The organism is Zoogloea sp. (genome assembly GCF_041904905.1).
GTDB lineage: Bacteria > Pseudomonadota > Gammaproteobacteria > Burkholderiales > Rhodocyclaceae > Zoogloea.
This window is the reverse complement of sequence record NZ_JAYRMI010000005.1, coordinates 38,289-61,232: the sequence shown is the minus strand read 5'-3', so window position 1 is coordinate 61,232 and position 22,944 is coordinate 38,289. Positions and strand designations below refer to the sequence as shown.

13 protein-coding genes are annotated in these 22,944 nt (G+C 70.5%); 7 read left to right on the top strand and 6 right to left on the bottom strand.

What is annotated here, in order from left to right; translation table 11 throughout:
- Window positions 1-286 precede the first annotated feature (286 nt).
- Window positions 287-4,360, bottom strand: coding sequence for an ATP-dependent RNA helicase HrpA (hrpA, locus tag ACE3N6_RS02720; protein ID WP_374243631.1), 4,074 nt, complete (start codon window positions 4,358-4,360; stop codon window positions 287-289).
- Window positions 4,361-4,411: 51 nt separating this feature from the next.
- Entirely contained in the window at window positions 4,412-4,816 is a 405-nt protein-coding gene (crcB, locus tag ACE3N6_RS02715) for a fluoride efflux transporter CrcB (RefSeq protein WP_374243630.1), read from the bottom strand.
- Between the two features lie 146 nt (window positions 4,817-4,962).
- Between crcB and ACE3N6_RS02710 the strand changes: the two genes are divergently transcribed.
- The 5 genes from ACE3N6_RS02710 to ACE3N6_RS02690 are packed head-to-tail and all read left to right on the top strand — an operon-like array spanning window position 4,963 to window position 10,789.
- On the top strand, window positions 4,963-6,507 hold the full coding sequence (locus tag ACE3N6_RS02710; RefSeq protein WP_374243629.1) for an EAL domain-containing protein: 1,545 nt from the start codon (window positions 4,963-4,965) through the stop codon (window positions 6,505-6,507).
- Window positions 6,504-6,818, top strand: a complete 315-nt coding sequence (locus tag ACE3N6_RS02705; protein WP_374243628.1) for a hypothetical protein — start codon at window positions 6,504-6,506, stop codon at window positions 6,816-6,818. The genes ACE3N6_RS02710 and ACE3N6_RS02705 overlap by 4 nt, the downstream gene beginning before the upstream one ends.
- Window positions 6,815-7,654: an HDOD domain-containing protein gene (locus tag ACE3N6_RS02700; protein WP_374243627.1), complete on the top strand. Its 840-nt coding sequence runs from the start codon at window positions 6,815-6,817 to the stop codon at window positions 7,652-7,654. Before ACE3N6_RS02705 ends, ACE3N6_RS02700 begins: the two co-directional genes overlap by 4 nt.
- A gap of 7 nt (window positions 7,655-7,661) precedes the next feature.
- On the top strand, window positions 7,662-9,464 hold the full coding sequence (locus ACE3N6_RS02695; RefSeq protein WP_374243626.1) for an ATP-binding protein: 1,803 nt from the start codon (window positions 7,662-7,664) through the stop codon (window positions 9,462-9,464).
- Window positions 9,461-10,789 (top strand): HD domain-containing phosphohydrolase, encoded by a 1,329-nt coding sequence (locus ACE3N6_RS02690; RefSeq protein ID WP_374243625.1) that lies wholly within the window; start codon window positions 9,461-9,463, stop codon window positions 10,787-10,789. Before ACE3N6_RS02695 ends, ACE3N6_RS02690 begins: the two co-directional genes overlap by 4 nt.
- Here ACE3N6_RS02690 and ACE3N6_RS02685 read toward each other — a convergent pair.
- Genes ACE3N6_RS02685 through ACE3N6_RS02670 form a run of 4 tightly spaced genes read right to left on the bottom strand, consistent with a single transcriptional unit; the run spans window position 10,786 to window position 18,266 of the window.
- Entirely contained in the window at window positions 10,786-12,933 is a 2,148-nt protein-coding gene (locus tag ACE3N6_RS02685) for a putative bifunctional diguanylate cyclase/phosphodiesterase (RefSeq protein ID WP_374243624.1), read from the bottom strand. The two genes, ACE3N6_RS02690 and ACE3N6_RS02685, sit on opposite strands and share 4 nt — an antisense overlap.
- Entirely contained in the window at window positions 12,930-15,674 is a 2,745-nt protein-coding gene (locus ACE3N6_RS02680; protein WP_374243623.1) for a response regulator, read from the bottom strand. The genes ACE3N6_RS02685 and ACE3N6_RS02680 overlap by 4 nt, the downstream gene beginning before the upstream one ends.
- Window positions 15,674-16,231, bottom strand: a complete 558-nt coding sequence (locus tag ACE3N6_RS02675; RefSeq protein WP_374243622.1) for a YfiR family protein — start codon at window positions 16,229-16,231, stop codon at window positions 15,674-15,676. The genes ACE3N6_RS02680 and ACE3N6_RS02675 overlap by 1 nt, the downstream gene beginning before the upstream one ends.
- Before the next feature lie 10 nt (window positions 16,232-16,241).
- On the bottom strand, window positions 16,242-18,266 hold the full coding sequence (locus ACE3N6_RS02670) for a TonB-dependent receptor plug domain-containing protein (protein ID WP_374243621.1): 2,025 nt from the start codon (window positions 18,264-18,266) through the stop codon (window positions 16,242-16,244).
- 249 nt (window positions 18,267-18,515) lie between these two features.
- On the opposite strand from ACE3N6_RS02670, the gene ACE3N6_RS02665 reads away from it, so the two are divergent.
- The gene (locus tag ACE3N6_RS02665) at window positions 18,516-20,183 is read left to right on the top strand and encodes a glutamine--tRNA ligase/YqeY domain fusion protein (protein WP_374243620.1); all 1,668 of its coding nucleotides are present in this window, start codon (window positions 18,516-18,518) and stop codon (window positions 20,181-20,183) included.
- Window positions 20,184-20,502: 319 nt separating this feature from the next.
- Window positions 20,503-22,944, top strand: coding sequence for an EAL domain-containing protein (locus ACE3N6_RS02660; protein WP_374243619.1), 2,442 nt, complete (start codon window positions 20,503-20,505; stop codon window positions 22,942-22,944).

Below are 22,944 nucleotides of genomic sequence, written 5' to 3'. Positions count from 1 at the left end.
GTCTCCGACTGGATCAGCGGAATTCCTGGCGGCCCGGGCAGCCATCCGCCGCCGAACCCCCGTGATTCACCTGTTTACGGCCGCCGGCCGCGGCCCTTGAAGCTTCCGCCTCGCGCCTGCGCGGAGCGCCGGCCAGCCACGACAACTCACATTCCAGATTCCGGCCCCGCACACCTGAAGTTAGTCCTTTTGAATCGGCGCTGCAAAAGCCGCCCGCAGCGCCGCGCCAACTCGGTCACGCCCGCCATGCATCCGGCCTGCCGCCCGCCAGCCGGATGGCATCGGGTCAGCGCGGCCGGCTCTCCCAGATCTTCTGCAGGCGCTTCACCGACACCGGCATCGGCGTCTTCAGCTCCTGGGCGAACAGGCCCACCCGCAGCTCCTCCAGCAGCCAGCGGAATTCCTCCAGCTGGGGGTCGGTGACGCCGGCCTTGGCCTTGGCGAGCCACTCGCGCTCGAAGGGCTGGGCGAGCTTCTTCCAGTCGCCCATCAGCTCGGCGTCCCGCGCGGGGTTGTTGCGCAGCTTGTCGATGCGCACCGTGGCGCCCTTGAGGTAGCGCGGGATCTGGGCGATGCGCTCGTAGGGCAGCGCGACGAGGAAGTGCTTGGGCATCAGCCTGGCCACCTGGGCGTTGATGTCGGCCACCACGTCGGGGAAGGTCTTGAGGCCGGCGAGGCGTTTGGTGAGCGTGGCGTGCTCGACGATCAGCTGGCCGGTGAGGCGCATCAGCTCCTGGGCCACCAGGGTGATGCGCGGCTTGGCCTCCTGGCAGCGCTTGTCGAAGGCGTCGGCGTCGGCGGGCAGCGGTTCGAGCAGGCAGCAGCGCGCCAGGGTAGCGGTGACGAGCTGGGCCTTCAGCTCGGCCTCGCTGCCGTAGCCGATGAACTGCAGCGCCAGCTCGCGGATGCCCGGCAGCTTCTCGATGGCCTTGACCTGGGCCGACAGGGCCAGCGCAAAGAGCCGCGCGAGGCCGCCGCGATGCACCTTGGCGGCTTCCTCCGGCGTGTCGTAGGGGCGCAGCGAGACGCTGGCGCCGTCGTCGTGGAGCGCCGGGAAGCCGACGATCTCGCGGCCGGCCACCTTCACCTCCAGCAGCTCGGGCAGCGGGCCGAAGCTCCACCCTGTGAAACCGGCGAGTTGCCTGTCGGCGCTGGGCGCGGGGGCCGCAGCCTTGGCGGGCGCTGGATCAAGGCCCTTCTTCGGCGCCGGCGCGGCGGGTTCGGCCGCCGGCACGATACGCGCGCTCTGGAAGCGCTGGGCCACCTGGTCGCGGAATTTCGTGCGCAGCTCGGCCAGGTGGCGCGACTGGCCGAGGATGCGGCCGTGCTCGTCCTGCACCCGGAAGTTCATGAAGCAGTGGGGGTTGAGGTTCTCGGGCCGGAAGCTCTCCATCGGCAGCTTGAGGGACACCCGCTCTTCCACGAAGCGTTGCAGGGCCTTGATGAGCGGGTCGTCCAGATCGAACTCGCCGGCCTCGAACTTCGCCATGAAGTCCGCCGCGCTGTCGGCCATCGGCTGCAGGCGGTGGCGGTGCTTCTGCGGCACGGTGCGCAGGAGCGCGGTGACCTTCTCTTCGAGCAGGCCGGGCACCAGCCACTCGCAGCGGTTGGCGGGGATCTGGTTGAGCATCGCCAGGGGCACGGTGAGGGTCACCCCGTCGTCGGCCTCGCCGGGCTCGTGGAGGTAGGCGAGCTTGAGCTTCTGGCCCAGCACTTCGAGGCTGGACGGGAAGCGGTCGGTGGTGATGCCCTCCGCGTCGTGGCGCATCAGCTGGTCGCGGGTGAGCTGCAGCAGCTTGGGCGCCTTCTTCTCGGCGGCCTTGCGCCAGGCCTCGAAGCCGGCGAGGTCGAGCACGTCGGGCGGCAGCTTGGCGTCGTAGAAGGCGTAGATCAGCGCCTCATCCACCAGCACGTCGGGGCGGCGGGATTTGTGCTCCAGCCGCTCGATCTCGGCCATCAGCCGGCGGTTGTGGCCCAGGAAGGCCATGCCCCGGGCCGGGCCTTCGGCGATCTCGCCCTGCACCAGCCCTTCGCGGATGAACAGCTCGCGGCACAGGGCCGGGTCGATGTCGCGGTAGCTCACGCCGCGGCGGGGATACACCGTGAGGCCGTACAGCGTGCCGCGCTCCCAGCCGCGCACCGCGCCGCTGGCCTTCGACCAGTGGGGCTCGGAGATGTGGCGCTTGAGCAGGTGGCCGCCCACTTCCTCCAGCCACTCGGGCTCGATGCGGGCGAGGCAGCGGCCGAACAGCCGCGAGGTATCCACCAGCTCGGCGCACACGATCCACTTGCCGGCCTTCTTGGCGATGGCGGAGCCCGGGTGCGGCCAGAACTTGATGCCGCGGGCGCCCAGGTAGCTGCCCGCCGCCGGGCCGGAGGCGTCCTCGATCTTGCAGCCCACGTGGCCCAGCAGGCCGGTGAGCAGCGCCTTGTGGATGTCCTCGAAGCTGGCGGGCTTGTCGTTCTCCTTCCAGCCATGCTCGGCGCACAGGGTGTGGAGCTGGGTGAACACGTCGCGCCACTCGCGCAGGCGCAGCCACGACAGGAAGTTGTTCTTGCACCACGCCTTCTGCTTGCTCGATGTCTCGTGGCGTTGCACCTCTTCCCAGGCTTTCCAGAGGTTCCAGTACCACAGGAACTCGGATTTCTGCTCCTGCTCCGGCCCGCGGAAGCGGGCGTGGGCCTGGTCGGCGGCGGCCTGACGCTCGGGCGGGCGCTCGCGCACGTCTTGCGTGGAGAGCGCCGCGGCGATCACCAGCACCTCGGCGAGGCTGCCGCGATCCCGCGCGGCGAGGATCATCCGGCCGATCTTCGGGTCCAGCGGCAGCTTGGCCAGCTCGCGGCCGATGGGGGTGAGGTTCATCGCCGCCCCGCCATCGGCCTCTTCGACCGCGCCCAGCTCGGCCAGCAGCTGGTAGCCGTCGGCCACCATGCGCGGCAGCGGCGCGTCGATGAAGGGGAAGTCGGCCACCTCGCCCAGCTTGAGGGATTTCATCCGCAGGATCACCCCGGCGAGGGACGAGCGGAGGATTTCCGGATCGGTGTGGGCCGGGCGCTTGTTGAAGTCGTCCTCGTCGTAGAGCCGGAAGCAGATGCCGTCGCTCACCCGGCCGCAGCGGCCGGCGCGCTGGCGGGCCGCCGACTGGGCGATCTTCTCGATCTGCAGCTGCTCCACCTTGTTGCGGTGGCTGTAGCGCTTGACCCGCGCGAGGCCGGTATCCACCACGTAGCGGATGCCCGGCACGGTGAGCGAGGTTTCGGCCACGTTGGTGGCGAGCACCACCCGGCGGCCCTTGGAGGGCGCAAACACCCGCGCCTGCTCCTGGGCCGACTGGCGGGCGAAGAGCGGCAGAATCTCGGTGCCGGCGGCGTGGTGGGCCTTGCGCAGGGCTTCGGCGGCCTCGCGGATCTCGCGCTCGCCGGGCAGGAAGACCAGCACGTCGCCGGGGCCGCTGCGCTGGGCTTCGTCCACCGCATCGACCAGCGCGTCGTAGAGGTCGCGGTCGGGGCCGCGGCTGTCCTGGCGCGGGGTGGGCTCGCCGGGGCGGGCCGGCTTGGGCTCGTCGCGCTCGACGGGCCGGTAGCGCATCTCGATGGGGTAGAGCCGGCCCGAGACTTCGATCACCGGCGCGGGTTTGTCGGGCGTGCCGAAGTGGCGGGCGAAGCGCTCGGCGTCCAGCGTGGCCGAGGTGACGATCAGCTTCATGTCCGGCCGCTTGACGAGCAGCTGGCGCAGGTAGCCAAGCAGGAAATCGATGTTGAGGCTGCGCTCGTGGGCCTCGTCGATGATGAGCGTGTCGTAGGCCGACAGCAGCGGGTCGCCCTGGGTTTCGGCGAGCAGGATGCCGTCGGTCATCAGCTTGACGTAGCTCTGGGGGCCGATGCGGTCGGTGAAGCGGATCTTGAAGCCGACGGTGGCGCCCAGCTCGCTCTTCAGCTCTTGCGCGATGCGGGTGGCGGTGGCGCGGGCGGCGATCCGCCGGGGCTGGGTGTGGCCGATCAGGCCGGCGACGCCGCGCCCCAGCGCCAGGCAGATCTTGGGCAGCTGGGTGGTCTTGCCCGAGCCGGTCTCGCCGCACACGATCACCACCTGGTGGTCGCGGATCGCCGCGGCGATCTCGTCCTTGCGCTGGTTGACCGGCAGGTCGGGCGGGAAATCCGGCTGCGGCAGCGCCTCGCGGCGGGCGATCAGCTTCGCGGCGGAATCGGCGATGGAAAGGCGCAGCGCCTCCGGCACGTCGGCCAGGGTGCGCGGGCGACGGGCGAGCTTGCGCAGCTCCCGGCGCAGGCGCGGGCGGTCGGCCGACAGGCAGTGTTCAAGCAGGCGATAGGGGTCTTGGGCGTCGGGCGAGGCTGGCATTGCGATACAACAAAAAGGTAAGAGGCGAGCGAAACGTATCGGTTTCGCAGATCAGCCGCGCAGCGCGTGGACGGTCCACATCCCGACGGCGGTCATGCACAGGGAGCCGCCCAGGTGCAGCGCGGCAGCGCCCAGGGCCCAGGCGTAGCGGGCGGTGTCGATGAGGTGGACGACCTCCGCCGAGAAGGACGAGAAGGTGGTCAGCCCGCCCAGAAAGCCGGTCACGATGAACAGACGCGCCTCGGGCGGCAGATCGGTGCGCAGCGCAAACCACGCCACCGCCACGCCCACCAGATAGCCCCCCAGCAGGTTGGCCGCCAGGGTGCCCAGCGGCAGGTGGGCGAACAGGGGGTTGAGGCGCAAGCCCAGCCACCAGCGCAACCAGGCGCCCAGGGCGGCGCCGACGCCGATGGCGACAAGGGCGAGGACCGGAAAGTGGTGGGCGTGATCGGACATGGGCCGGGATTTTACCCTGCCCGCCCCGTCGCCGCCCGCTAAAGACCGGGCGACTTCGGCCGATAGCCTGTCTGCAGGCGTGGCGGCGGGTGTGCGCCTGCCGTCGATCAAGGTCTTCCGACGCCGCCGCGCAACCTGGAGAACAGATGGAACACCTCGCCCCCCCTCCCGAATCGCCGGCCCTGCTCGCCTACCAGCCCCGTTTCGAGTGCAGCAGCGGCGAGCTGGCGGGCGCCCGGCTGCACGTGCCCGGGCCCGACGGCAGCGCCGACGCGGCGATCGCCTCGGCGGGCGACCTGCCCATGCTGCGCGCCGCCTGCCAGCAGGTGGCGGACTGGTCCCGGGGGCGCACCCGGCCCTTCGTGCTGTCGCTGGGCGCGCGCCTCGCGGCCCTGTGCGACCCGGCCTTCGCCCAGGCCCTGTCGCGGGTGCTGCTGGACACCCGGCTCACCCCGTGCACCCTCGAGTTCGCGATCGTCACCGGCCACGACACCCTGTCCGACACCGAAGAGGCGGCCCTCCAGCACCTCAAGCGCTGCGGCATCCGCCTGTCCATCGACGCCGCCAGCCCGGCCAACGCCCACCTGGCGTGGGCCCGCCGGCTGCCGCTGGACAGCCTGGAGGTGCCCTCGCGGCTGGTGCAGGACGTGGTGGTGGACCCGGAAGGCGTGGCCATCGTACGGGCGCTGGTCAACCGCGCCCACAAGATGGGGCTGTCGGTGTGCGCCGCGGGCATCGGCGACGCCCACACCGCCTCGGTGATGACCGCCGCCGGCTGCGACGAGACCCGTGGCCCCCTGTTCTGCGGCGCCGAGCCGGCCGACCGCTTCGCCGCCCTGATGAAGACCGGCCTGCGCATCGAGGCCCACCTCCAGCGCGCCGCCCAGCCCGAGCGCACCCTGCTGCTGGTGGACGACGAGGCCAACATCCTCGCCGCCCTGCGCCGCCTGCTACGCCGCGAGGGCTACACCATCCTCACCGCCACCGGCGGCAAGGAGGGCCTGGAGTTGCTGGCCACCCACAGCGTGGACGTGATCGTCTCCGACCAGCGCATGCCCGGCATGACCGGCGTGGAGTTCCTGCGCAAGGCCAAGGACATGGCGCCCGACACCGTGCGGATGGTGCTCTCCGGCTACACCGATCTCCAGTCGGTCACCGACGCCATCAACGAAGGCGCGATCTACAAGTTCCTCACCAAACCGTGGGACGACGCGATGCTCGTCGCCAACATCGACGAAGCCTTCCGCCGCAAGCTGCTGTCCGACGAGAACCGCCGCCTGTCCACCGAGCTGTCCCGCGCCAACAGCGAGCTGGAGCGCATCAACGCCCAGCTCAAGTGCGTGCTGGCCGACCGGGAGCGCCGCCTCGGCATGGGCGAAACCTCCCTCGGGCTGGCCCAGGAAGCCCTCGCCACCATCCCCCTGCCGCTGATGGGCCTCGACCCGGGCGGCATGATCGCCCTGGCCAACGGCGCCGCCGAGCGGCTGTTCCCCGGGCACGCGCCGCTGATCGGGCTGGACGCCGTGGCGGTGCTGCCGCCCGAGCTGCTCGCCCGGATCGGCGCGGCCGCCGACGGCGCCGGCGTGGACTGCCCCGAGCTGGGCTGCCGCATCGACGTTCACCCCCTGGGCGGCAGCCGCAGCACCCGCGGCACGCTGCTCACCTTCAACCGCGGAACGCCCGCGCCATGAGCACCGCCCTCGACCTCCCCCTCGCCGACGTCCAGCCCGGCATGACCCTGGCCGACGCGGTGATGGACCGCCACGATCAGGTGCTGCTGCCGGCCGGGGTCGTCCTCACCGACAGCCACCTCGACGCCCTGCGCCGGCGTGGCATTGCGCGGCTCGCCATCGCCCCGCCGACGCCCCCCGACGACCTCACCCGCCGGCGCGAAGCCATGCGGGCGCGGGTGATGCACATCTTCCGCCACACCGCCGACGACCCGGCCGCCCAGCCCCTGCTGCACGCCGTGCTGGCCTTCCGCGAGGAGCAACTAAAGTGAGCCAGCCCAGCCTCGCCGACATCGTCCAGCACATCCACGCCCTGCCGGCCATGCCGGCGGTGGCCCTGGAGCTGCTGCAGACCCTCTCCGGCGGCGACCCCGACGTGGACGCCCTGGCCCACCGCATCGCCCGCGACCAGGCCATCGCCGCCCGCGTGCTGCGGGTGGCCAACTCGCCCTTCTACGGCCTGCAGGCGCGGGTCGGCTCGATCCACGACGCCATCGTGGTGCTGGGCTTCTCGGCGGTGCGCTCGCTGGTGCTCACCAGCGCGGTCGTCACCACCCTGCCCGCCGGCCGCTGCGACGGCTTCTCCGCCGACCGCTTCTGGCGCCACGTGATCGGCACCGCGGTAGCGGCCCAGGCCCTCGCCCGCCCCCTGCGGCGCAAGCCCGACCACCTCTTCATCGCCGGCCTGCTCCACGACATCGGCCGGCTGGTGATGGTGTCGGCCTACCCCGGCCACTTCACCCAGGTCATCCAGCGCGCCGCCGAACGGGATTGCCACCTGGTGGACGTGGAGAGCGAGATCTTCGGCTGCGACCATACCGCGGTCGGCGCCGCCATCGCCCAGCACTGGAACTTCCCGGCCGAGATCGTCGAAGCCCTGGCCTTCCACCACAACCCGGCCGCCGCCGCCCCGGGCAGCCTGGCGGCCATCGTCCACTACGCCGACGGGATCGCCAAGGCCCTCGACCTGGAGGGCGCCGACAACACCCAGATGGCCCGCCTGCAGCTCGCCGCGGTCGACGCCCTGGGGCTCGACTGGCAAGCCCTCACCGCCGTGCTGGCCGAAACCCACGGGCGCTTCGAGGCGCACCTGCCGCTGCTGGGCTGACCACGCCATGGACACCGCCACCTACACCCTGCCGGCCAGCCAGTTTCCCCTCGCCGAATGCGTGGCGACCGCCGTCGCCCTGCACCGGGGCGACACCATCCTGTTCGCCAACGGCGCCCTCGCCCGGCTCACCGGCTACAGCGAGGCCGAACTCGCCCGGATGCCCTTCGCCCGGCTGTTCCCCGGCCACGCCCAGGATTGCGTGGAGGCGCTGGCCCGGACGGCCGCCCGGGACGCCCCGCCCAGCCACCGCGAAACCTGCCTCGTCACCCGCGCCGGCGAAACGCGCTGGGTCGAGCTGACCATCGCCCGGACCGACATCGACGGCCAGCGCACCGCCGTGTGCAGCCTGGTGGACATCACCGACCGCAAGCTCGCCGAAGCCGCCCAGCAGCAGGCCAAGCAGCTCCTCGCCCAGATCATCGACGGCGACCCGGTGCCCACCCTGGTCATCGACGCCAGCCACGCCGTCACCCACTGGAACCGCGCCTGCGAGCAGATCCTCGGCCTGCCCGCCGCCGCGATGGTCGGCACCCGCCGCCAGTGGGAGGCCTTCTACGACAGCGAGCGGCCGATCCTCGCCGACCTCATCGTGTCGGGCACCGTGGACGAGATCATCGGGCTCTACGGCGGCAAGAACCTGCGCCGCTCCCAGGTCATCGCCGGCGCCTACGAAGCCGAAGACTTCTTCCCCCGGGTGGGCGGCTGCGGCCGCTGGCTGTACTTCACCGCCGCGCCCCTCTACAACGCCGACGGCGCCATGATCGGCGCCATCGAAACCCTCCAGGACATCACCGAACGCAAGAACGCCGAAAACGCCCTGCTGCAGATGCGCGCCGACCTGGAAGCCACCGTCGTCCAGCGCACCCGCGACCTGCAGGACGCCAAGGCCAGCCTGGAGGAAGACATCGCCCGCCGCGAGATGGCCGAGACCGAGCTGCTCAAGCGCTACGTCGAACTCACCGATCTCAACTGCCGGCTCCACGACACCCAGCAGCAGCTCGTCCAGTCCGAGAAGATGGCCTCCATCGGCCAGCTCGCCGCCGGCGTCGCCCACGAGATCAACAACCCCATCGGCTACGTCAACTCCAACCTCCACAGCCTGAAGACCTACATCGGCCAGCTGCTGGAAGTGCTCGACACCTACGAGGCCCACCGCAGCGCCCTGCCGCCGGCCGACGCCGACGCCATCGAGTCGGTCAAGCGCGCGGTGGATTTCGCCTACCTGCGCGACGACATCGGCGAACTCATCAGCGAATCCGCCGAAGGCACCGCCCGGGTGCGCAAGATCGTCCAGGACCTGCGCGACTTCTCGCGCACCGACGCCAGTCAGGACTGGCAGGCCGCCGATCTCCACCAGGGCCTCGACAGCACCCTCAACATCGCCAGCAACGAGATCAAGTACAAGGCCGACGTGGTGCGCGAGTACGGCACCCTGCCGCTGGTCGAGTGCCTGCCCTCGCAGCTCAACCAGGTGTTCATGAACCTCTTCGTGAACGCCGCCCAGGCCATGCCCGACAACCGGCGCGGCACCATCTGCGTGCGCACCGGCCACGACGGCGACACGGTGTGGATCGAGATCGCCGACGACGGCAGCGGCATCCCGCCGGACGTGCTCGACCGCATCTTCGACCCCTTCTTCACCACCAAGCCCGTGGGCAAGGGCACCGGCCTCGGCCTGTCGCTCTCCTACGGCATCGTGCAGAAGCACCACGGCCACATCGCCGCCAGCAGCGCGCCGGGCACCGGCACCTGCTTCCGCATCACCCTGCCCGTCCATCACCAGGCCGTACCGGGAGTAAGCCCATGACCCTAGCCGCCGCAGCCCCCGCCACGCCCGACCGGAGCCCCGCCCCGGCCCCCGCCTTCTCGATCCTGTGCGTGGACGACGAAGCCAACATCCTCTCCGCCCTGCGCCGCCTGTTCCGCCCCCACGGCTACACCGTGCATGTGGCCAACAGCGGCGCCGAGGGCCTCGAACTGCTCGGGCGCGAGCACGTCGATCTCATCATCTCCGACATGCGCATGCCGGTGATGGACGGCGCCACCTTCCTGGCCGAAGCCCGCAAGCGCCACCCCGACACCGTGCGCCTGCTGCTCACCGGCTACGCCGACATGGAATCCACCGTCGCGGCGATCAACAGCGGCCAGATAACCCGATACATTTCCAAGCCCTGGAACGACCAGGATGTATTGCTTACCGTCCGCGAAGCCCTCGAACGCCAGGCCCTGAGCCGCGAGAAGACCCGCCTCGAAGCCCTCACCCAGAAGCAGAACGACGAGCTGAAATCCCTCAACGCCAGCCTCGAGCAGAAGGTCGAGGCGCGCACCGCCGAACTCAAGAGCGCCCACGAGAAGCTCAAGCAGAGCTTCCTCACCTCGATCCGCGTGTTCTCCAACCTCATCGAGCTGCGCGAGGGCAGCAACGCCGGCCACGCCAAGCGGGTCGCCGATCTGGCCCGCAAGGTGGCGGTGCGCCTCAACTTCCCGCCGGCCGAAGTGCAGGACGTGATGCTCGCCGGCCTGCTCCACGACATCGGCAAGATCGGCTTGCCCGACGACCTGCTCGCCAAGCCCGTCTCGCACATGACCGGCGACGAGCTGGGGCTGCTGCGCAAGCACCCCATCACCGGCCAGGCCGCCCTGATGGCCCTGGAGAACATGCGCGGCGCCGCCACCCTGATCCGCAGCCACCACGAGCGCTGGGACGGCCAGGGCTACCCCGACCGCCTCTCCGGGCTGGCCATTCCGTACGGCGCGCGGGTGATCGCGCTGGTCAACGACTACGACGACATGCAGAGCGGCACCCTCTCGCCGCGCAAGCTCAAGCCCGCCGAAGCCATCGCCCTGATCCAGCAGAACCGCGGCAAGCGCTACTGCCCGCAGGTGGTGGACGCCTTCCTGGAGGTGACCGGATCGAGCGCCGAGAACATCCCGCCGCCGATGAACGAGGTGAGCGCCGCCTCGCTGCGGCCCGGCATGGTGCTGGCCCGCGACCTGGTGACCCGCGACGGGGTGATGCTGCTGGCGGCGGATTTCGTGCTGGACGAAAACCTCATCCGCCAGCTGCGCGACCTGGAAGCCTCGGAAGGCGTGCGCCTCACCATCGCCATCCAGCCCGCCCCGCGCAGCTAGCCGCCGCTGCGCCCCGGGCCTTCCGGCAGCAGCACGCTGGCGCGGCTGAGGGACTGGGCCAGCGCCCGGCTCGACATGGGCCGGGCGAACAGGTAGCCCTGCACCAGATCGCAGCCCTGCTGGCGCAGCGCCTCCAGCTGGGCGGCGGTCTCCACCCCCTCGGCCACCACCTCCAGCCCCAGGCTGTGGGCCAGCCCGATCACCGCCTTGACGATCGCCACCCCCTGCCCGTCGTCCAGCTCGCTCACGAAGGAGCGGTCGATCTTCAGGGTATTCACCGCCAGCCGGCGCAGGTAGGCCAGCGACGAGTAGCCGGTGCCGAAATCGTCCACCGCCACCCGGATGCCCATCTCCCGCAGCTGGGCGAGGGTGAGCGTGGCGTAGTCGAGATCGCGCATCAGCACCGTCTCGGTCAGCTCGAACTCGATCCGCGACGCCGGCACGCCGGCCCCGTCGAGCACCGCCCGCACGGTGGGGATCAGCTGGGCGTCCATGAAGTTCACCCCCGACAGGTTGATGCTGACCCGGAAATCCGCCGGCAGCGCGTCGCCCAGCTCGGCGATGTCGTTGCACACCCGCTCGATCACCGCCCGGGTGAGCGGCACGATCATCCCCGTCTCCTCGGCCAGCGAGATGAACTCCGGCGGCGGCACCGGCCCCCGCGCCAGGTGCGGCCAGCGCACCAGCGCCTCGGCCTTCACGATGGCCTTGCGCCCCACATCCACGATGGGCTGGTAGAGCACCTGCAGCTCCTCCTCGCCGATCGCCCGGCGCAGGTCGCCCTCCAGGGTGAAGCGCAGGAAGGCCGCCACCTTCATCTCCTCGGAGAACAGCGCCACGGATTCGCGGGTGACCCGCTTGGCCCGGTTGAGCGCCGTCTCGGCCGCCTTCAGGATGGCGTCGGCCTCGGTGGCGTGCTCGGGCATCACCGCCACCCCCACCCGCGCCGACAGGGTGATGTCCTGCCCCGGCACGCGGATCGGCGCCTGCACCGCCTGAAGCAGCTCGTGGGCCATCGCCAGCACCTCCTCCACCTCGCCCACGTCGCTCACCAGAATGCCGAACTCGTCGGCCGCCAGGCGGGCCACCTTGAGCCGCGGCAGGGCGCCGCCGCCGGCCGGCTCGGCGGGCGTGCGGTCGCCCATGCGCTCGCGCAGGCGGTGGCCGATCACCTGCAGCACCTGGTCGCCCCGCTCGGGGCCCAGGCTGTCGTTGATCCGCGCGAAGCGGTCGATATCCACCACCATCACCGCGCAGCGGCTGTCGTTGCGCAGGCAGCGGGCGGCGGCCGAAAGCAGGCTCTCGCGGAAGAACTCCCGGTTGGGCAGCCCGGTGAGCGGATCGAAGTAGGCCAGCTGGCGGATCCGCCGCTGGGCCTCGACCTGCTCGGTGATGTCCTGCACGCTGCCCTCCATCAGCAGGGTCTCGGGCTCGCCGGCCTCGTCGGTGCGCTCGGCGGTCTCGAGGAGGGTGCGCACGCTGCCGTCGGGCCACACCACCCGGTAGGTGAGCTGGTAGCCCACGCCCTTGCGGGCGCCGGCCAGGGCCATCCCCACCATCGCCCGGTCGGGGCCGTACACGTGCGCGACCAGCGCCTCCATGCCCTCGCCGAAGGTGTCGGCGTGCTGGCCGAACAGCCGGTAGTACTGGGTCGAACGCTGCACCTCGTCGGTGGGGACGAACCACTCCCAGCTCCCGAGCCGGGCGATCCGCTGGGCGCTGGAGAGGCTCTCCTTGTTGCGCACCAGCTCCTTGAGCAGCTGGGCCGAACGCAGCACGTAGCGGATGCGGAAGCGCAGCAGCGTCCAGTTGATCGGCTTGGAGATGAAGTCGGTGGCGCCGGCGTCGAAGGCCTGCTCCACCGATTCGCTGTCGTCCAGCCCGGTGAGCATGATGATCGGCACCAGCTCGCCGGCGGGCGTGGCGCGCACCCGGCGGCACACCTCGAAGCCGGACAGCCCGGGCATCATCACGTCCAGCAGCACCAGATCGGGGTGCACCGCGTCGAAGGCCGCCACGGCGCGCACGCCGTCCTCGGCCTCGGAGGTGACGAAGCCGCCCTCGCGGAGCGCCTCGGTGGCCATCATGCGGGTGAGGGGGTCGTCGTCCACGACCAGGATGTGGGGTTTTGGCGTTGCGGTCATGAGTTGATCGGGCCTTCCACCCGGCTGATTTCGTCCGCGCTCACGAATCCCTCCTGGGACAGACGTTGCGTACACGCGGCCCAGGCGTCGACGATGCGCGCAGCGTCGGCGGGCTCGGGCCGGCAGCCGGCCTTCATCCGCTCGTCGAGGGCGCGGGCGCGCACCCCCAGCTGCACCGCGCCGATCGCCAGGCAGGCCGACTTCATCTTGTGGGCCAGACGTTGCACGGCGATGGCGTCGCCCGCCGTCGCCCCGTCCACGATGCCGCTCACGTTGCGCCCGGTCTCGGCCACGAAGAGGGCCAGCAGGCGGGTCAGCATCGGCGCGTCGCGCCGGCCATTGACGCCCGGCAGGCCCATCAGGATGTGGATGTCCAGCGCCGGCTCGGTCGGCGGGGGCGCGGCCGGCCTGGGCGCCGCAGGGGCCGTGGGGGCCGGCGCCGGGGCCGTCCGCAGCCAGCGACTCAGCACCGCCCACAGCTGCTCGCCCGACACCGGCTTGACCACGTAATCGTCCATCCCCGCGGCCAGGCAGGCGTCCCGGTCCTCGCGCAGGGCGTTGGCGGTGAGGGCGACGATGGGCATCCGCGGCAGGCCCCGGGCGCGCTCGTCGGCGCGGATCGCCAGGGTGGCCTGACGGCCGTCCATCTCGGGCATCTGGATGTCCATCAGCACCAGATCGAAGCGCTGCCGGTAGCAGACATTGACCGCCTCGCGCCCGTCCACCGCCACCGATACCCGGCAGCCGAGGGATTCGAGCACCGCCACCGCCACCTCGCGGTTGATCGGGTGATCCTCCACCACCAGCAGGTGCGCCGCCAGCGCGCGCCCCACCGGCACCGCAGCCGGCGCCGACGGGGCGCCCAGGTTGCGGCACACCTCGGCGGTGGCGAGGGGGCGGCTGAGGATGATGGCGGCGCCGGTGTCGCGCATCTGCGCCACCTCCTCGCGGCCGATGCCGACGATGGCCACCAGCGTCGGGTGCCCGGCCCGTCGGCGCAGGTCTTCGAGGAGCCGTCGCCCGCAGCCGCCGTCGAAGCTGCCGTCGACGATCAACCAGTCGTAGCCGGTGCCGATGGCGAGCATCTCATCCACCGCCAGCCGGTCGTAGGCCAGCTCGGAGCGGGCGCCGGCATAGGCGAGCTGCTCCACCAGCGCGTCGCGCAGGTGGGAATCGCCCACCGCCACCAGCGCGGCCCGCCCCACCAGGGGCATCGCCGGCCCGGTGCCGGCATGGTCGCAGCCCAGCTCGAACTCCACCCAGAAGCAGGAGCCGCGGCCCGGCTCGGTGACGTAGCCGATCTCGCCGGCCATCAGCTCCACCAGCTGGCGGGCGATGGCCAGCCCCAGCCCGGTGCCGCCGAAGCGCCGGGCCATGGAGTTGTCGGCCTGGGAGAAGGATTCGAAGAGCCGCGCGCCGGCCTCCCGGGGGACGCCGATGCCGGTGTCGCGCACCTGCACGCGCAGGCGCAGGAAGCCGTCGCGGGCGCCGGGCACCGGCTCCACGGTAATCGAGATGCCGCCCTTCTCGGTGAACTTCTGGGCGTTGGACACCAGATTGTTGAGCACCTGCCGAACCCGCAGGCCGTCGCCCACCACCCGGTCGGGCACCCGCCGATCCACGTGAAGGTTGAGCTGCAGGCCGCGGGCGTAGGCCGACGTGGCGAAGAGGGTTGCCACCTGGTCGAGGGTGTCCCGCAGGGAGAACGGCAGAAGCTCCAGCTCCAGCCGCCCTGCTTCGATCTTGGATACGTCGAGCACGTCGTTGATGATCTCCATGAGCCCCCGCGCGGAATCGTCCAGCATATCAACAAAGCGCTGCTGGCGCTCGCCCAGCGAGGTCTGGCGGAGCAGGCCGATCATGCCCATCACGCCGTTCATCGGGGTGCGAATCTCGTGGCTCATGTTGGCCAGGAACTGGGTCTTGGCGCGGCTGGCCGCCTCGGCCTGCTCCATGGCGGCCTGCAGCTCGGCGGTGCGGGCCGCCACCTCGGAGGCCAGGCGCTCCCGATGCAGGGTCAGCTCCCGGTCGCGGGTGGCGATCTCGGCCAGCATGCCATTGAAGCCGGCGATCAGCTCACCCACCTCGTCGGCGTGCCCCGGCGGCGCCCGCAGGTCGTAGCGCTTGCCGGCGCCCACCGCGCGCACCACGTCGGCGAGCTTCTGGAGGGGCTCGACGATGGTGCCCTGCATTCGCCGGGAGAACAGGCTGGCGGCGATCAGCGCCACCACCAGCCCGAGCAGCGCGAAGCCCAGCCACAGCAGCAGCCGCCCCACGATGGAGCGCAGGTCGAACTCGATGACGAGCCGGCCCAGGGTCTCGCCGTCGCTCGTCAGGGGCTTGGCCACCGCCAGATGAAGGGTGCGCCAGTTGAAGGAGCCGGCAGAGGGGTAGTCGCGCAGGCGGGCCAGGTGCTCGCCGTCGGCCCGCAGGCCCGCCGGGTAGTCGGCGAAGACGCTGCCATCCGGGCGCAGCACGACGGCGGCGGCGATCCGCTCGTGGTGCTGCAGCGCGCCCAGCAGCGACTCGGCCACCTTGGTGTCGTCGAAGCGCAGCGGCGAGATGGCGTTGTCGGCGACGATCTCGGAGAGCATCCGCCCGTCCTCGTCGGCCCGCCGCAGCTCGCTGTTCACTTCGGTCAGGAAGATCGTCAGCAAGGCCACGCCCAGGGCGACGAGGGCACTGAGCTGGGCCACGATGCCCAGCTTGCGGCCGATGGGCAGATCCTGCAGGCGTGCCATCAGGGCGCCTTCATGCCGAGCACGTTGCGGCCGTGACGCAGCAGCTGCGAGCTGGCGCGCAGGCTCTCCCGCTGGAGGGTGGCCTGGTTGATGTCGAAGCGCACCCGGCGCTCGTCCACCACCAGACCGATCCCGCCGCCGGCCTCGGCAAAGCCGTCGATGTCGCTGACGGTGAGCACCCCGCGCCCGGCCAGCCCGCGCAGCAGCAAGCCGACGCGCCGCTCCTCTGAGTCGGCGATGAAGACGAGGTGGCACTCGCCGGCCGTCTCCACCCCGTCCACGGTGCGCAGCCTCACCTCGTGGCCATTCACCTGCCGCCCCTCCAGGCCCGCCAGCGCCTCGCCGAAGGGGTCGCGGCCCAGCAGGCACAGGCGCAGCGGCGAGCCCGCCGGCAGTCGCGGGGCAGGCCACTCCACGTAGCGGGTGAAGTTGAGCAGGTAGGCGGCCTTGATCTGGTACTCGCCCGGCGGCATCGCCCAGACCGGGCACGCGCCAAGGCCGAGTGCCACGGCACAGAGCAGGCGGGCGGCCCGACGGGCCAGGAAACGGCGGATCACTCCCGGCCCCTCAGAAACGCCAGACGCCCTGGACATAGGCCTGCCGCCCCATGTAGGCCGACTGGGTGGGGAGGAAGTTGGACATGTACTCCATGTGCCACCGGTCGAACAGGTTGAGCCCCATCACGGTAAGCTCGAAGGACGAGCCCGGGCGCCAGCCGTAGCGCAGGTCGATGGCCGTGTAGGCGGGCACGTTGCCGTAGGCGATGGCGCCCACCCGACGCGCCATCAGGTCAAGCTCATGGCCCCGGGCCAGATTGACCACCCCGTGCACGCTGCCCCAGTAGCGCGGCGACGCGTCCTCCATCCGCGCTCCGGCCGCGGCGGTGACCGGGTCGCTGCTGCGGGCGGCCTTCAGGTCTACCCGGGTGTAGCTCGCCTGAAAGCGCAGGCGCTCGCTCACCGGCACGTCCAGGCCCAGCTCGACGCCGGTCGAGTGGGCCTTGCCCACGTTGCCCCGGTAGATGTTCTGGATCGGCACGTAGTAGGGCGGAACCGGCAGCGGAAAGCCCGGCAGGGTCAGCCCGGCCGGGTCCAGATAGTCGCCCACCAGGCGCCGGTAGTCGTGGTGGAACAGCACCGCCTCGAAGCTGCCGTTGCGCAGGGAGCGGCGATAGCCCAGCTCGAGCGCGTCGACCCGCTCGGCCCGCGGCTCCCAGCCCGGCCCGGGGGCCGTGCGGGCGAACACCACCGGCAGCAGCGGGTTGCCGGTGCGCTGAAGGCCATAGAGGATCGACGCCCCCACCTCGCCCACCGACGGGGTGCGGGCCGCGCGGGACCAGCTGGTCCACAGGCTGTCGGCTTCGGTCGGCGTCCACATCAGGCGGGCGGTGGGCTGGGGCTCGAAGTGAGACAGGGTGGAGTGTTCGAGGCGCGCCCCCAGCGTGAGCTTCCAGGTGCGCGGCGCCAGGGTGATCTCGTCCTGCACGAAGGCGCTCATCACCTGCAGGCTGCGCTCCACCGGCGAGAGCACCAGAATGGGCGTGGCGGTGTCGATGTCGGTCTTCACGTAGCGCGCGCCGCCGCCCCACATCAGCTCGTGCCGCCCGGCGGGCGCCAGGCGGTGCTGGAAATCCACGTCGAAGGTGCCGATGCCACCGTGGCCGTACTCGCCGATGGACGCCGTCAGGTTGTCGTAGTAGGCCTGCACCGACGCCTCGCCGCCGAGCAGCCCCCAGCTGTAGCGCCCCAGCAGGCTCGCCCCCTCGAAGGTCAGGTTGAGCGGAAACAAGCCGCCGGTGCCGTCGATGGCGGTGGTCACCAGCCGCTCGTCGGTGGTCCGGCGAAAGCTGTTGCCCTGCACCGTCCAGGCGTTGGTGGCGGCGCCGACGCTGTCCATCCGGAACCCCGCCGACCAGCCCTGGTTGCGATCGGACGCCGATTGCCCGTCGGCCGTGCGGGACGGCATCAGCTCGCTACCCTTCGCGAAGACCCGCATCGCCCCCACGCCCTCGATGTCGAACCCGTGGCGCACCGCCAGCGCCGGACGGCCCTTGTCGTCCAGCCGGGCCGACACCAGCGAGCCGCGGGTCGCGGTCGCCTTGCGGGTCACGATGTTGATGACCCCCATCACCGCGTTGGCGCCCCACAGCGACGCCCCCGGCCCACGCACCACCTCGATCCGCTCGATGTCCTCCATCGGCAGGTCGAGGGATTCCCAGAACACCCCGGAGAACAGCGGGTTGTAGACGCTGCGCCCGTCGATCTGCACCAGCAGCTTGTTGGAGTAGCGCCCTTCCGCCATGCGCACCCCCACCGCCCAGCGGCCCGCGCCGATCTGCGCCACCGACACCCCGGGCACCTCGCGCAGGGCCTCCGGCACGCTGCGGGCGCCGCTGCGGCGGATGTCCTCGGCGGTCAGCACGGTGACTGCGGCGGGGGTCTCCGACAGCTTCTGCGTCTTGCGCGAGACCGTCGCCACATCCAGGCGGGCGAGTTCCTCCAGGGCCAGATCGGCAAGGAAGGCATCGTCGGCCCAGGCCGGCTGGACGCTCAGGGCAAGGGCAACAAACAGCGGAAGGCGGTAACGGCGCATCGGGGCAGTTCTCGGGAAGAGGCGGGCAGCCAGCAAGACCACATTTTTAACAAAATCACAAAGGCATCGCCACCAAACAAGTCGCAGACAAACGGTTTTGCCAGATTGCATGAACCGTACCATGAAGCCGATCACGCTCACCGACCAAGCCGTCGCAAGCCTGCGCGACGCCCGCCATCGGCTACAATCCCAAGATTACTCAGACCACCACGGCGGCCCGCCGCCCGCGCCCAGCAAGGTACGACCCAGATGACCGCTCCGACCACGCCGGCCTCCGATGCCGCGCCCAGCAACTTCATCCGCAACATCATTGACGAAGACCGTCGCCTCGGCAAATGGGGCGGCCGCGTCGAAACCCGCTTCCCGCCCGAACCCAACGGCTACCTCCACTACGGCCACGCCAAGAGCATCTGCCTGAACTTCGGCCTGGCCCTCAGCTACGGCGGCGCCTGCCACCTGCGCTTCGACGACACCAACCCGACGAAGGAAGAGCAGGAATACGTGGACGCCATCATCGAGGCCGTCCAGTGGCTCGGCTTCGACTGGGGCGAGCACCTGTACTTCGCGTCGGACTACTTCGACAAGATGTACGCCATGGCCGAGCACCTCATCACCGTGGGCAAGGCCTACGTGGATTCCCTCTCCGCCGAGGAGATGCGCGCCTACCGCGGCACCCTGTCCAGCCCCGGCAAGGACAGCCCCTACCGCAACCGCAGCGTCACCGAGAACCTGGAACTCTTCCAGCGCATGAAGGCCGGCGAGTTCCCCGACGGCACCCACATCCTGCGCGCCAGGATCGACATGGCCTCGCCCAACATCAACCTGCGCGACCCGGCCATCTACCGCATCCGCCACGCCACCCACCACCGCAGCGGCGACAAGTGGTGCGTGTACCCGATGTACACCTTCGCGCACCCCATCGAGGACGCCCTGGAAGACATCACCCACTCCATCTGCACCCTCGAGTTCGAAGACCAGCGCCCGTTCTACGACTGGCTCCTCGACAACCTGGCCGAAGGCGGTTTCTTCCCGCGCCCGGTGCCCCAGCAGATCGAGTTCGCCCGCCTCAACCTCACCTACGTCGTGCTCTCCAAGCGCAAGCTGATCCAGCTGGTGGACGAAAAGCACGTCGCCGGCTGGGACGACCCGCGCCTGCCCACCCTCGTCGGCGCCCGCCGCCGCGGCTTCACGCCCGAAGGCTTCCGCCGGTTCGCCGAGCGCATCGGCGTCTCCAAGGCCGACTCCTGGATCGACATGAGCGTGCTCGAAGACTGCATGCGCGAGGATCTCAACGAGACCGCCGAGCGCCGCGTGGCCGTGCTCGATCCGCTCAAGCTCATCGTCACCAACTACCCGGCCGGCCAGAGCGAACGCTGCCTCGCCCCCAACCATCCGCTGCACGCCGAGCTGGGCAAGCGCGAGATGCCCTTCGGCCGCGAACTCTGGATCGAGCGCGAAGACTTCATGGAGACCCCGGTCAAGGGCTACCACCGCCTCTACCCGGGCAACATGGCCCGCCTGCGCTACGGCTACGTCGTCAAGTGCACCGGCTGCGAGAAGGACGCCGACGGCAACATCACCGCCGTGCTGTGCGAATACCTGCCCGACTCCAAGTCCGGCACCCCCGGCGCCGACAACTACAAGGTCAAGGGCAACCTGCACTGGGTTTCCGTGGAGCACGCCTACGCCGCCGAGGTGCGCCTCTACGACCGCCTGTTCGCCCACGCCTACCCCGGCACCCGCCGCGAAGGCGACCCGGAAGGCCTCGAACGGGATTTCCTCGACGACATCAACCCCAACAGCCTGCGGGTCATCGCCGCGCAACTCGAACCCGCGCTGCGCGCAGCAAAGCCGGAAGCCCGCTTCCAGTTCGAGCGCCACGGCTACTTCGTGGCCGACGGTATCTACTCTGCATAGGGCGCGCGGGTATACAACCCCACCGTCCCCTTGCGCGACACCTGGAAGAAATAAGCCGGCCGCCGCCCCGGCGCCGCCTGCGCGAGCGGCGGCGCCGGGGCGCTGCCATCACCTCCCCACCCGGACCCTGTTCAAGCGATAATCATAAAGATGGATGGCACCCCCGGACGTCGCGCGGCTGCCGTCAGGCCGGTTCCGCTTAAGCTTCCGGCTTTACTGCCGATTACATTCGGACGCCCGTAGCTGGGCCCTCGTCCTGTAACCCGGCAACGCGCCCCCGGACGCCAACGCCCCTCGCCCCGTACGATATTCGTCCCAGATGTTAAGCAACCTCTCGATCCGCGTCCGCCTCCTGCTGGCCAGCACCGTGGTCCAGGTCGTGATGCTTACGCTGCTGCTCACCAACAGCGGACGCCTCATGAACGAAGCGACGACCGCGAGCCTCAACACCCTGATCGCCCAGAACGCCGCGATCCTCAACGTCGTCACCGCCACCTTCGTTCCCCAGGGGCGCTACAACGACCTCCAGGACGCCCTCGGCGAACTCCTCAACGAAACCAACGAAGGGCTGATCTACGTCCGCATCGTCGACGCCACCGGCGCCACCCGGGTCCGGGCCGGCCTGCCCGACATGCAGATCCTCCCGCCGCCCGACGACGCCAGCGCCCTGGGCGTCGACGCCGGCGCCACCCACAACCTCATCCACGTCCGCCGCCCGGTGCTGCTCGAACGCAACCAGGTCGGCTTCGTGCAGTTCGGCGTCTCGGTTGCCGCCCTCACCCTCGCCAAGCGCCAGATCCTCAGCCAGGGCATCGCCATCGCCAGTGCCGAAGTGCTCCTCACCCTGCTGCTGCTGGGCGCCGTCGGCTACCTCATGACCCGCAACCTGGGCCGGCTGCTGCGCGGCAGCCAGGCCATCGCCGCCGGCCAGCTCTCCCACCGCCTCCCCGAGCACGGCAAGGACGAACTCTCCCAGCTCTGCCAGCACTTCAACCGCATGGCCAGCGCGCTCCAGTCGCGCATCCTCGAACTCGAAGCCACCGCCCGCCAGCTCGCCAACAGCGAAGAGCGCTACGCCCTTGCCACCCGCGCCGCCAACGACGGCCTGTGGGACTGGGACATCGTTGGCAACAAGACCTACTTCGCCCCGCGCTTTGCCGAAATCCTCGGCATTCCCCCCAGCGCCGTGCTCGACGACAGCCACGCCCTCTACACCCGGCTCCACCCGGAAGACCGGGAAGCCTTCCGGCTGCGGATGATCGCCCACCTCAAGCGCGAATCCACCCAGCTCACCATCGAACACCGCATCCTCCACGCCGACGGCAGCTACCGCTGGATCCTCACCTGCGGCATGGCCGTCCACGACCCCGTCACCGGCCGCGCCGTGCGGATGGCCGGCTCGATCAGCGACATCCACCTGCGCAAGCGCGTCGAAGACCAGCTCCTCTACGACGCCCTCCACGACGGGCTCACCGGCCTCGCCAACCGCGCCCTGTTCGCCGAACACCTCCAGAACACCCTGCGTCATGCCGACCGGGTCACCGGCAGCCTGTTCGCCGTGCTCCACATCAACATCGAGCGCTTCCACGTGGTCAACGACAGCCTCGGCTACTCCGCCGGCGACGACCTCTTGCGCCTCGTAGCCGCCCGCATCCGCGCCCTCGCCCGGCCGGGCGACGTGGTCGGGCGGGTCGGCGGCGACCAGTTCGCGGTGCTCCTGAACGACATCGCCGACGCCAGCGAAGCCATCCGCTTCTCCGAAAACCTCCAGACCCACCTCGCCCAGAGCGCCGAACTCAACGGCCATGTGCTCTATCCCAAGACGCGCATCGGCGTCGCCCTCGGCAGCGGCGGCTTCCAGAACGCCGAAGACCTCATGCGCGACGCCGACAACGCCATGCAGCGCTCCCGCCGCAGCGCCGACAACACCATCACGGTCTTCCAGTCCGCGATGCACCAGCAGGTCATGCGCGACCTGCAGCTCGAATCCCAGCTCCGCGCCGCGCTGCGCGACCGCCAGCTCGTCGCCTACTTCCAGCCCATCGTCGACCTCAAGACCCGCCAGGCCAGCGGCTTCGAAGCCCTCGTCCGGTGGCCCCAGGCCAACGCCCGGCGGATCGGCCCCGACGTCTTCATCCCCGTCGCCGAATCCCTCGATCTGGTCCACGAACTGGGCATGCAGATGCTCGACCAGAGCTGCGCCCGCCTCCGCGCCTGGCGCGAACGCGGCCTGGCCGACGAGACCCTGTCCATCAGCGTCAACCTCTCCGCCCGCCAGCTCATGCAGGTCGACCTGGCCGACCAGGTCGTCGCCTGCATCGAACGCCACGGCCTGCCCCCGAGCACCCTCAAGCTGGAAGTCACCGAAAGCACCCTCGTCACCCGCAAGGAACTCGCCATCAGCCAGCTCGGCAAGCTGCGCGCCAAGGGCCTCAAGATCCTCATCGACGACTTCGGCACCGGCTATTCGTCCCTCAGCTACCTGCACTCGATCCCCTGCGACACCATCAAGCTCGACGGCTCCTTCATCCGCGAGATCGAGCGCGACACCCGCCTGCGCGCCATCGTCGGCGCCACCATCCACCTCGCCCACGAACTGGGCATGCAGGTGGTCGCCGAATGCATCGAAACCCAGGCTCAGGCCGACATCCTCAGCGAACTCGCCTGCGATTTCGGCCAGGGCTTCCTCTTCTCCCCCGCCGAGCCCGAAGACAAGGCCGCCCGCTGGCTCAACAAGCAACACGTCTCCACCGGAGTCTAG